Source organism: Streptomyces otsuchiensis (genome assembly GCF_004305975.1).
Lineage (GTDB): Bacteria > Actinomycetota > Actinomycetes > Streptomycetales > Streptomycetaceae > Streptomyces > Streptomyces otsuchiensis.
The window spans coordinates 1-9,800 of the sequence record NZ_BHZI01000223.1; the positions used below are offsets into that span (position 1 = coordinate 1).

Annotated in this window: 9 protein-coding genes; 2 read left to right on the plus strand and 7 right to left on the minus strand. The window is 71.9% G+C overall.

Annotated elements, in window-relative coordinates:
* Positions 1-42: 42 nt before the first annotated feature.
* The 4 genes from E0D90_RS19445 to E0D90_RS19465 form a co-directional block, all read right to left on the minus strand.
* On the minus strand, positions 43-657 hold the full coding sequence (locus tag E0D90_RS19445; protein ID WP_157996895.1) for a DUF4276 family protein: 615 nt from the start codon (positions 655-657) through the stop codon (positions 43-45).
* A 53-nt stretch (positions 658-710) separates the two neighbouring features.
* Positions 711-1,910, minus strand: a complete 1,200-nt coding sequence (locus tag E0D90_RS19450) for an AAA family ATPase (protein ID WP_103501186.1) — start codon at positions 1,908-1,910, stop codon at positions 711-713.
* 85 nt (positions 1,911-1,995) lie between these two features.
* Positions 1,996-3,876, minus strand: a complete 1,881-nt coding sequence (locus E0D90_RS19455) for a serine/threonine-protein kinase (RefSeq protein WP_130799431.1) — start codon at positions 3,874-3,876, stop codon at positions 1,996-1,998.
* Positions 3,877-4,117: 241 nt separating this feature from the next.
* Entirely contained in the window at positions 4,118-4,972 is an 855-nt protein-coding gene (locus E0D90_RS19465) for a menaquinone biosynthetic enzyme MqnA/MqnD family protein (protein WP_130799432.1), read from the minus strand.
* A 416-nt stretch (positions 4,973-5,388) separates the two neighbouring features.
* On the opposite strand from E0D90_RS19465, the gene E0D90_RS19470 reads away from it, so the two are divergent.
* Positions 5,389-5,592 carry a cold-shock protein gene (locus E0D90_RS19470; RefSeq protein ID WP_003984261.1) on the plus strand — a complete coding sequence of 68 codons (204 nt, stop codon included), beginning with the start codon at positions 5,389-5,391 and terminating at the stop codon, positions 5,590-5,592.
* Positions 5,593-5,848: 256 nt separating this feature from the next.
* A complete protein-coding gene (dacB, locus tag E0D90_RS19475; RefSeq protein WP_130799433.1) occupies positions 5,849-7,456 on the plus strand; it encodes a D-alanyl-D-alanine carboxypeptidase/D-alanyl-D-alanine endopeptidase in 1,608 nt (535 codons plus the stop codon).
* A gap of 93 nt (positions 7,457-7,549) precedes the next feature.
* Here dacB and E0D90_RS19480 read toward each other — a convergent pair whose 3' ends face one another.
* From E0D90_RS19480 to E0D90_RS19490, 3 genes are all read right to left on the minus strand, one after another.
* Positions 7,550-7,810: a Txe/YoeB family addiction module toxin gene (locus E0D90_RS19480; RefSeq protein WP_103501546.1), complete on the minus strand. Its 261-nt coding sequence runs from the start codon at positions 7,808-7,810 to the stop codon at positions 7,550-7,552.
* Positions 7,807-8,058, minus strand: a complete 252-nt coding sequence (locus E0D90_RS19485) for a type II toxin-antitoxin system Phd/YefM family antitoxin (RefSeq protein ID WP_130799434.1) — start codon at positions 8,056-8,058, stop codon at positions 7,807-7,809. The genes E0D90_RS19480 and E0D90_RS19485 overlap by 4 nt, the downstream gene beginning before the upstream one ends.
* 178 nt (positions 8,059-8,236) lie before the next feature.
* A complete protein-coding gene (locus E0D90_RS19490) occupies positions 8,237-9,649 on the minus strand; it encodes a dicarboxylate/amino acid:cation symporter (protein WP_130799435.1) in 1,413 nt (470 codons plus the stop codon).
* Between the last annotated feature and the right edge of the window lie 151 nt (positions 9,650-9,800).

Below are 9,800 nucleotides of genomic sequence, written 5' to 3' on the forward strand. Positions count from 1 at the left end.
TCACCCACCACCGCCCCCACGCCGCCGCGGGAGTGTGGTGACTCACTCGCCGACCAGGTCCCCGACCCCCCGGACGAAGGCGTGGAAACTGGGCGAGGCGTTCTCCGTCAGCGAGAGGTGGGCCCCGACGCGCTCCGCCCACTGGGGCTTGGACGCCATGCGCACCCCGCTCGCGCTCAGGGCCTTCTCGAAAGCGTCGGAGCACTTCCCCTGGGCCGCGTCCGGATTGCCCCGGTACTTCTTCGGCGGTTCTGCCCCCATCTTCGGGAACGCCTTCCGAACCGCCGGCCAGTCGCCGAAGTACCACGATTCGAGTTCGCGCACCGCGATCCGGTTGACCACCTGGAAGCGCCCGGTGCCGGAGTCGTCGCCACGCGGAACCAGGCCGGCGGACCTGGCTATCTCGTCCATCCTCGTCTTGAGCTCGGTACACGTGTCGTTGTCGCGGTCGACCAGAACGACGACCCGGATGTCCTCGCCGCGCCGTCGGGAGGCGGCGTAGCCCGCCAGCCGCTCCGGCAGCTTCTTGAGGAGGTCGGGCTTGCCGCAGAAGGTGCGCACCGAGATCTTCACCCGCCGTCCGTCGAACAGAGCCGAAAGCAGCGGCTTCAGCGCCCGCTTCGCCGACTCCTCCTCCACCAGCACCTCGAGCTGCACGGCTCGGTCCGCACGCGCGGAGCACTGGCTGCCCTTGGGCCCGCGCCTGGCGTTCACGCGTCGCCCCCGGCGTCGGCGACTGGAGTACGCGGCTCGGGCAGGTCCTCGAAGTAGCCCTCCTGCCAGAGCTGGCCCAGCTGCGCCCCGTTGTCGATCATGTCGACGACGAGCGGGATCTCACGCGGCCGCACCACCTGTGTGTAGCCGGAGCTGTCCCGGTAGAGGGCGACCACCTCCTCGGGCCGGCAGGAGTTGATGAACTCGTGGGAGTGCGTGGTCACCAGGACCTGCGAGGTGTTGCTGGACTGCCGGCACTGGTCGGCCAGCCCCGGCAGCACCGTTCGGTAGAGGTGGTTCTCCGGCTCCTCGATCCCGATGAACGGCGCGGGGTCGGGATCGTAGAGCAGGGTGAGGTACGAAAGCAGTTTCAGTGTGCCGTCCGACGCGTTTCCCGCGAGGACCGCCTCCCGGAACGGGGCGTCCTTGACGAACAACACCAGACGACCGTCCGGTGAGGTCTGGTAGTCGACGCTCTCGAGCGTGGGCACCGTCTCCCGCAACGCCTCGATGATGCGCTCCAGCCGCTCCGGATGGTTCTCCTTGAGGTACTGCAGGACGTTGCTGATGTTGTCGCCGGACTGTGAGAGCCGTTCCTGGGGGCCCGCAGTCGGAGACTTCCGCTCCTCGGCCACCGACAGATAGGAGAGGTACCAGCCGGAGATGAAACGTCTGAGCGCCGCGACTCTCGGGTGGGACCGGAACTGGCCGATGGCGTTCACAGCCAGGGTGTCCGGGGTGTCGAGTTCCTCCTCGCGCCGTTCCCCGCTCTCCTCGTCCGCCACGTAGCCCAGCCCCGACCGGAAGTCGAGAATGTGGGACGGGCGCCCCTGGCCGGGAGCGGTCGTCCAGCGCAGCATCTCGCGGCTGACGACGGGGCGGCCCCGTTCCTCGGTCAGGTCCAGCCGGTAGGTCAGCCGCCGCTCCCCGGGACGCTCGCGGTAGGCGATCTGGATCGACACCGGTCCCTCGGCGCCGCGCGACAGCAGCTCACGCTGGCCGCCGCGACGGTCCCAGGCGCTGCGCACCCCGACGGTGAAGCACGTCTCCAGGAAGGCGAAGACATCGAAGAGCGTCGACTTGCCGCTGCCGTTGGGACCGACGAGTACCGTGAACGGTCTGAGGTTCTTGATGGTCACGTTCTGGAGGGCCCGGTAGTTCTTGATCTCGAGCGTCTCGATCACGGGCGGTCGCATGGAACTCCTCGCGCTGCTGTACGGGGCCGACGGCGACGCCGCCATCTTAGGACTCGCGGGATGCCGTCGTGGGCGTTCCCGGTGCTCAGCCGGTCGGGGTGAGGGGGCCCTCGGGGCCGTCGGGGATGCCGGAGCGGAAGTAGAGGACTCCGTCCTCCCGGGGCTCCAGGACGATCTCGAACTCGTCCTGTTCGCAGGTGCCGGGGGTGGACTCCTCGGGCACGAGCGCGGCGACGAAGGTCAGCTCGTCGTCGTCCACCGAGCTGAGGGTGAGCCGGTCCACGCAGGTGGAGATCGGGAGCGGCGGGACGTGGACCACCGTGCCGAGCGCGTCGCCGCTGGTGCCGGGCTCCAGGGTCACGGTCATGTTCCCGGCGGGCAGGCCGCCCAGGAACGTCACGTCGCCCGCCCAGACGCCGGTGTACTCGGCGGGCAGCTCCGCGCTGTCGGGGTCGTCCGGGTCGCCGGGGTCGTCGCCGGAGCCGCCGTCGCTGCCGCCGTCACCGCCGATCGGGCCAGGGCCGTCGCCGTCGCCGTCGGCAGAGTCGGGGCCGAGCAGCAGGTAGGCCGACGTGGCCAGCCCCGCCACCAGCAGCGCGGCCAGTGGCCAGAGCAGCCTTCGCCGTCCGCGCCGGGCGCATCCGGTGGCCGGTGCCCCCGGGGCGTCGGCCGCGCCGCCGCCCGCCGGGGCGCACCCGGCGTAGGGGCCGCCGGGCGCCGCGCCAGAGCCGTACGGTCCGGGGGCGCCGTAGGGGCCGGACGCCCGGTACGGGCCGGTGGGCGAGTACGGCCCGCCGGGCGCCGCACTGCCGGGCGTGGCGCCGGCGGCCGGTGCGTAGGGGCCGGGTGGCGTCGGGTGACCGGCCGGCGCGGGCGGTCCGAACGCACCGGTCACCGCGCCGTGCCCGCCGCCACTCGTGGCGCCGTCGCCGGTCACCGAGGCGGGAGCCTCCCCGGCGTCCGCCGCTGCCCCGGCCCCGCGGGGGCCGGTCGTACCCGTCCCGGTGCCCCCGCCCGCCGCGCCCGCCGCGCCCGCCGGGGAGACCGGGTAGCCGGCCGACTCCGCCTCCAGGTCGAGCAGTTCCACCGCGCGGCGGCTGACGCCCGAGACCACCGCCGAGGGCAGCCAGCCGTCCGCCTCCCGGACCAGCGCGCTCGCCCCGGCGCCGTCGGACAGTTCGGCTGCCAGCTCCGCCGGCGCGGGCCGGTCGGCGGGGTTCTTGGCGAGGCAGCGCGCGGCGAGCGGCCGCAGCCCGGCGGGGACCCGCGCCAGGTCGGGCTCCTCGTGGGCGACCCGGTACAGCAGCTGCGCGGCGCTGTCCCCCTCGAACGGCGCACTGCCGGCCGCCGCGAACGCGATGACCGAGCCCAGGGCGAACACGTCGGCGGCGGGGCCCGTCTCACCGGTGAGCAGCTGCTCCGGCGCCATGTAGCCGGGCGACCCGACGAACGCCCCGGTCTCCGTGAGGGCGGAGCCGGCGTCGGTGGCGCGGGCTATGCCGAAGTCGATCAGGCGCGGGCCGTCCAGCGTGAGCAGCACGTTGGACGGTTTGACGTCCCGGTGGACCAGGCCGAGCGCGTGGACGGCGGCCAGCGCCTCGGCCAGGCCGGTGGCCAGTACGCGCGTGGTCCCGGCGGGCAGCGGACCGAGGTCCTCCACCACCCGCTGGAGGTCCGGCCCGGCCACGTAACCGGTCGCCACCCAGGGCACCTCGGCGTCCGGATCGGCGTCCAGGACCGGCGCGGTCCAGTCGCCACCGACCCGCCGCGCGGCGGCGACCTCGCGGGCGAACCGGCCACGGAACTGGTCGTCGACGGCGAAGTGCGGATGGACCACCTTCACGGCGACGGTGCGCCCGCCGGCGCTGCGCCCGAGGTAGACGCGGCCCATTCCGCCGCTGCCGAGCCGGCCCAGCAGCCGGTAGGAGCCGATGCGTCTGGGGTCTTCGGCTCGCAGCGGCTCCATGGTCGTTCAGTCCCCCTTCTGGCGCGGTTCCCGAGCCGGAGGTGCCGGGGATGCCGCGCTACCGAATGTAGGGGTGCCCGCCGGCGCGCTCCAGCGCCGGGTCGGCCGTCGGTGCGGGTGCGGGTGCGGGTGCGGACGCGGGTGCGGGTGCTGGTCCGGGGATGGCAACGGATACGGGCACGCGCGCCGGTGCCGCGCGCCGGGTCTGTCGCGCCCGGCCCCTCCGCCGCCTCCCCCGAGGTCAGTGGTGCGCGGGCGCGGGCCGCAGCAGCTGGATGCTGGCGCCCTCGGTGTCACCGGCGCGACGGGCGAACTCGGCGGCGCCGGCCAGCTGGCGTTCCCCGAGACGGAAGTCGAGGGTGGTGAAGTAGCGCTCCAGGAGTTCGGCGTCGAACGCTTCCCAGCGGGCCGCCTGCTCGGCGACCTTGGTGACCTCGGTGAGGGAGAGGTCTCGCGAGTCGAGGAACGCGCGGTGCACCTCGTGGACCGTCGCCGGGTGCTCCGCCAGGTAGTCGCGGCGCACCGCCCAGAGGGCGAAGACGAACGGCAGTCCGGTCCACTCCTTCCACATGGCGCCGAGGTCGTGGACGCGCAGCCCGAGCCGGGGTGCGTCGTGCAGGGAGGCGCGCAGTGCGGCGTCCCCGATGAGGACGGCGGCGTCGGCCTCCCGCATCATCTCGGAGAGGTCGGGCGGGCAGGTGAAGTAGTGCGGTTGCACGCCGTGGCGCTCGGCGAGCAGCAGGCGCGCCAGGCGCACGGAGGTGCGCGAGGTGGAACCGAGCGCCACGCGCGCCCCGTCGAGCTCCTCCACCGGGCCGTGCGAGACGATCACGCAGGACATCACCGGGCCGTCGCAGCCGACCGCGATGTCGGGAAGGGCGACGAGGTCGTCCGCGTTGCGGAGGAACTCCACCAGGGTGATCGGGCCGATGTCGAGGTCGCCGCGGACCAGCTGCTCGCTGAGCTTCTCCGGGGTGTCCTTGGTCAGCTCCAGGTCGAGCAGGCTCCCCGTGCGGGCGAGCCCCCAGTACAACGGCAGGCAGTTGAGGAACTGGATGTGGCCGACGCGGGGGCGGGTCCTGTTCGATGTGCTCACCCTTCGCAGGGTACGCCTGCCACCTCCGGCGCCCCTCACGGCACCGGCGTCGCGCGAGGCCCGCCTCCCGGGGCCGTACGGACGCACGCGGCCGGAGGGACCGGCCCGGCACGCCCGTGCGAACCGCCCGCCCGCGCCCCGTGCCGACCCGCCCCGCGGGCGGCGCCGGACGGTCCGCCACGCCGCTTGTGAACGCCGCCGAAACCCACTCGGTGAACCGCAGATATGACCGGGTTCGGAGGGTGATCATCCCCCTTCCGGCCGTGCATTCTGCGTGCTAGGCTCGCCGCAAGTTGCAGTTTGGTTTCCCTTGCAGTGAGAGCCTGCGGAGCATGTAACCGCAGGCTTTCGTCGTTTTCAGGCTTCTGTGTAGGTTCTGGAGCAGGGCGACCCTGGTAGGCCCAAGGAGGGCTTATATGGCTACCGGAACCGTCAAGTGGTTCAACGCCGAAAAGGGCTTCGGATTCATCGCCCAGGACGGCGGCGGTCCCGATGTCTTCGTCCACTACTCGGCGATCAATGCCTCTGGCTTCCGTTCCCTGGAAGAGAACCAGCAGGTGAACTTCGACGTCACCCAGGGCCCGAAGGGCCCGCAGGCGGAGAACGTCACTCCCGTCTGATCACCACAGCGTCGCGGTCACGATCGCCCGCTTCAGAGCTTCACCCAAGGAGCCCCCGCCCCGGCGGGGGCTCCTGCCTTTCGTTTCCGGTGGCTTTCCGTCCCACTGCGGAGCGATCGGCGCTCTCCCCGCCTGCCCGGATTCCGCCACCTTGGGTGGAGCCGCACCGTCCGTCCGGTGGCGCTCGCGAGAGTTGACGGCGATTTTCGGCTCAGCCCCCTTGACCTGAAAAATACTTACGCCATGCTCTGTTGCCATGACTCGACGCCCCCTCAGAGCCCTGCTGCTCGCACCGGTGGCCGCCTGCATGGCGCTCACCCTCGTCTGGTCCGCGCCCGCCGGCGCCGACCAGAGCCGTGCCGCTTTCGCCGACACCCTGGACGAGATCCTCACCGACCCCCGTCTCGACGGAGCCCAGGCGAGCGTGGTCGTGGCGGACGCCGAGAGCGGTGACGTCCTGTACGAGCACAACGGCGACGACCGGCTGATGCCCGCGTCCAACTCCAAGCTGCTCAGCTCGGCCGCGGCGATGGATGTGCTCGGCCCCGACTACACCTTCGCCACCGAGGTCCGCACTCCCGGCCGGGTCGTCGGCGGTGTCCTCGTGGGGGACCTCTACCTGCGCGGCACGGGCGACCCGACGCTGCTGTACGAGGACTATCAGTCGCTCGCGGCACAGCTGAAGAAGGCGGGCGTGCGCCAGGTCGTCGGCAACCTCGTCGCCGACGACACCCGGTTCGACGACGAGCGCTACCACTGGGGCTGGAACGTCGACGACGAGCAGTACTACTACGGCGCGCCGATCTCCGCGCTGACCGTGGCCCCCGACACCGACTACGACGCCGGCACCGTCAAGGTGACCGTCGAGCCCGGCGCCGCGGTGGGCGACCGGCCGAAGGTCTCGGTCTACCCGGACACCGGCTTCGTCACGGTCGAGAACACCGCCACCACCGGCGAGGCCGGCAGCTCCCTCAGCCTGCCGCTCAACCGCAAGCACGGCGAGGACGTCATCACCGTCTCCGGCTCCATCGCGGTCGACGCCAACCCCACCAGCGTCTGGCGCGCCGTCTGGGACCCGACCGGCCACGCCACGGCCGTCTTCAAGACCGCGCTCGCCGAGGAGGGCATCCGCGTCGTCGGCAAGACCCGGCTCGGCCGGGCCACCCCGGACAACACCCGGCTGCTGGCGTCGCACGAGTCCATGACGGTGGCCGAGCTGATGAACCCCTTCATGAAGCTCTCCAACAACGGGCACGCCGAGGTCCTCGTCAAGGCGATGGGGTACGAGAGTGCCGGTGACGGCGGCTGGAGCGCGGGCACCGCCGCCGCCCGCGACTCCCTCGCCGGGTTCGGCATGGACGACTCCGTCTATGTGCTCGCCGACGGCTCCGGCCTGACCCGCCGCAACTGGGTGCCCGCCTCGGAGTTCGCCACGATGCTGGTCAACGTCCGGGACGAGGCGTGGTTCGACACCTGGTACGAGGAGCTGCCGATCGCCTGCGCCGGCGAGCGGTTCGCCGGCGGCACCCTCAACTCCCGCATGTGCGGCACCCCCGCCGAGAAGAACGCGCACGCCAAGACCGGAAGCCTCACCGGCGCCACCGGCCTCTCCGGCTACGTCACCGACGCCGACGGCCGCGAGCTGGTCTTCTCCATCGTCCTCAACTACTACATGGGCAGCCACCCCAAGGACATCGAGGACAGGATCGTGATCGCGCTGGCCTCGCACAGCGCCGACGCCACCGCCGAGGAGGCGCCCGCGCCGCGCAACACGGTCCCCGGTGACCCCGAGCACAGCCTGGACGCCGAGCACGACTCGGCCGTGGTCAAGCCCGAGGACCTCACCACCACCGGCCACCGCTGACCGGCCGCACCGCACCATCACGGAAGGCCCGGCCCCGCGCGTGTGCGCGGGGCCGGGCCTTCCGTGATGGTGCGGGCGACGCCGGCGCCGGAGTCAGGAGCCGTAGTGGTAGCGGCACGCGGCGATCAGGATCGCGCCCTCCTCCAGCCGGTACACCAGGCGGTGCTCATCGGTCACCCGCCGGAACCAGAAACCATGGAAACCGTGCTTGAGAGGCTCGGGCTTGCCGATCCCCTCGTTGCCATTGCGGGCGATGTCCTGGAGCAGCAGGTTGACCCGGCGGAGCACCTTGCGGTCCTGCGCCCGCCACCAGAGGTAGTCCTCCCAGGCGCTCTCGTCCCAGACGAGTTTCACCCGGCGATCTCCCGTACCGTGCCGCCGCCGTTCTCCAGCCGCTCGATCGAGGCCAGGAGACGCCGGGCGTTCCCCGGGCTGCGGAGGAGATAAGCGGTCTCCTTGAGTGACTCGTAGTCGTCCAGCGCGACGATCACCACCGGGTCGTGACCCGCGCGTGTGATGACGACCTCCTCCCGGTCGTCGACGACCGAGTTGAGGGTTTCGGCGTAGTTCGCCCGGGACTCCGAGTACGACATGGTCTTCATGGGCACCTCCTGCTGCGTACGTAAAAATGTACGTGAGCGGCGGTGCCTCCGGCCACCGCTGACCGGCCCCGCCCCGCCGGCCGTCCGGCACGGTGAAGGCCCGGCCCCGCGCGTGTGCGCGGGGCCGGGCCTCCGTGATGGTGCGGACCGTCGTCCGGGCGGTGCCGGGCCGGTGCCGTCAGGCGGTGCCGGGGCCGGAGCGGGGAGCGCCGTCGCCTCCGGAGGAGGCGCCCGCGCCCGCCGTCGCGGGCTCGGGCTCCGGCTCGGCGGTCGCCGTGGTGCCGGTGGCACCGGTGTCGTCCCAGTCGTCCAGGTTGAACGAGGTGGCGTTGTCGTACGCCTCCCGGTCGAGGATGCCCTCGCGGGCGGCGACGATGACCGGGACGGTGGCCTGGCCGGCGACGTTGGCCGAGGTCCGGATCATGTCCAGGATCGGGTCGATCGCCAGCAGCAGACCGACGCCCTCCAGCGGGAGGCCCAGCGTGCTCAGGGTCAGGGTCGTCATCACGGTGGCGCCGGTCATACCGGCGGTCGCGGCCGAGCCGATCACCGAGACGAAGACGATCAGGACGTACTCCTGGATGCCCAGGCTGACGTCGAAGATCTCAGCGATGAAGATCGCCGCCAGCGCCGGGTAGATGGCGGCGCAGCCGTCCATCTTGGTGGTGGCGCCGAACGGAACGGCGAAGCTGGCGTACTCGCGGGGCACACCGAGCCGCTCGGTGGCGCGCTGGGTCACCGGCATGGTGCCGACGGAGGAGCGGGAGACGAAGCCGAGCTGCAGCGCCGGCCAGGCGCCGCGGTAGAACTGGAGCGGGTTGACGCCGCCGAAGAAGCGCAGCAGCAGCGGGTAGACACCGAACATCACCAGCAGCGAACCGATGTAGACCGCGGTGGTGAACTTCGCGTAGTCGCCCAGCAGGTCCCAGCCGTACTCGTTGATGGAACGGCCGATCAGACCGAGGGTGCCGATGGGCGCGAGGCGGATGACCCACCACAGCGCCTTCTGCAGCATCTCCAGCACGGTCTCACCGAAGGTGATCACCGGCGCGGCGCGCTCGCCGAGCTTCAGGGCGACGATGCCGACCACGGCGGCCAGGAAGACGATCTGCAGCACGCGGAGTTCGGCGAACGGCTCGATGATGTTGGTGGGGACGATCCCGGTGAGGAAGTCCAGCCAGGAGCCGGTGGTGGAGGGCAGTTCACCGTCGGCCGGGGTGAGGCTGGAGCCGGAACCCGGGTTGAGGACGAGGCCCAGGGTGATGCCGATCGCGACGGCGATCAGTGAGGTGATCAGGAACCACAGCAGGGTCTGCCCGGCCAGCCGCGCCGCGTTGGACACCTTGCGCAGGTTGGTGATGGAGACCGCGATCGCGAAGAAGACCAGCGGTGCCACCGCCAGGCGCAGCAGCTGGACGAACAGGCCGCCGATCTCGCTGAGCGCCGTGCCGAGCCATTCGACCTCCCCGGCGCGGGCTATCCAGCCCAGCAGCACGCCGAGGGCGAGACCTATCAGGATCTGCGCCCAGAACGGCGGCAGGGATATTCGCCCGCGGCCGGTGGGGGCCTTGTCGAGGGACGAGGAAGACACAGGAGGACTCCGGTCGAGAGATGGGGACGGGGGGCGGTACGAAGCGGGCGGTCGGTGGCCCGGGCGGCGCGGCGCGTCACACGCCACAGCTCCGCGCCCGTCGTGGTGACGCGGGGGAGTGGCCGTGGTGCGGTGACGCGGGGTGCCGGGC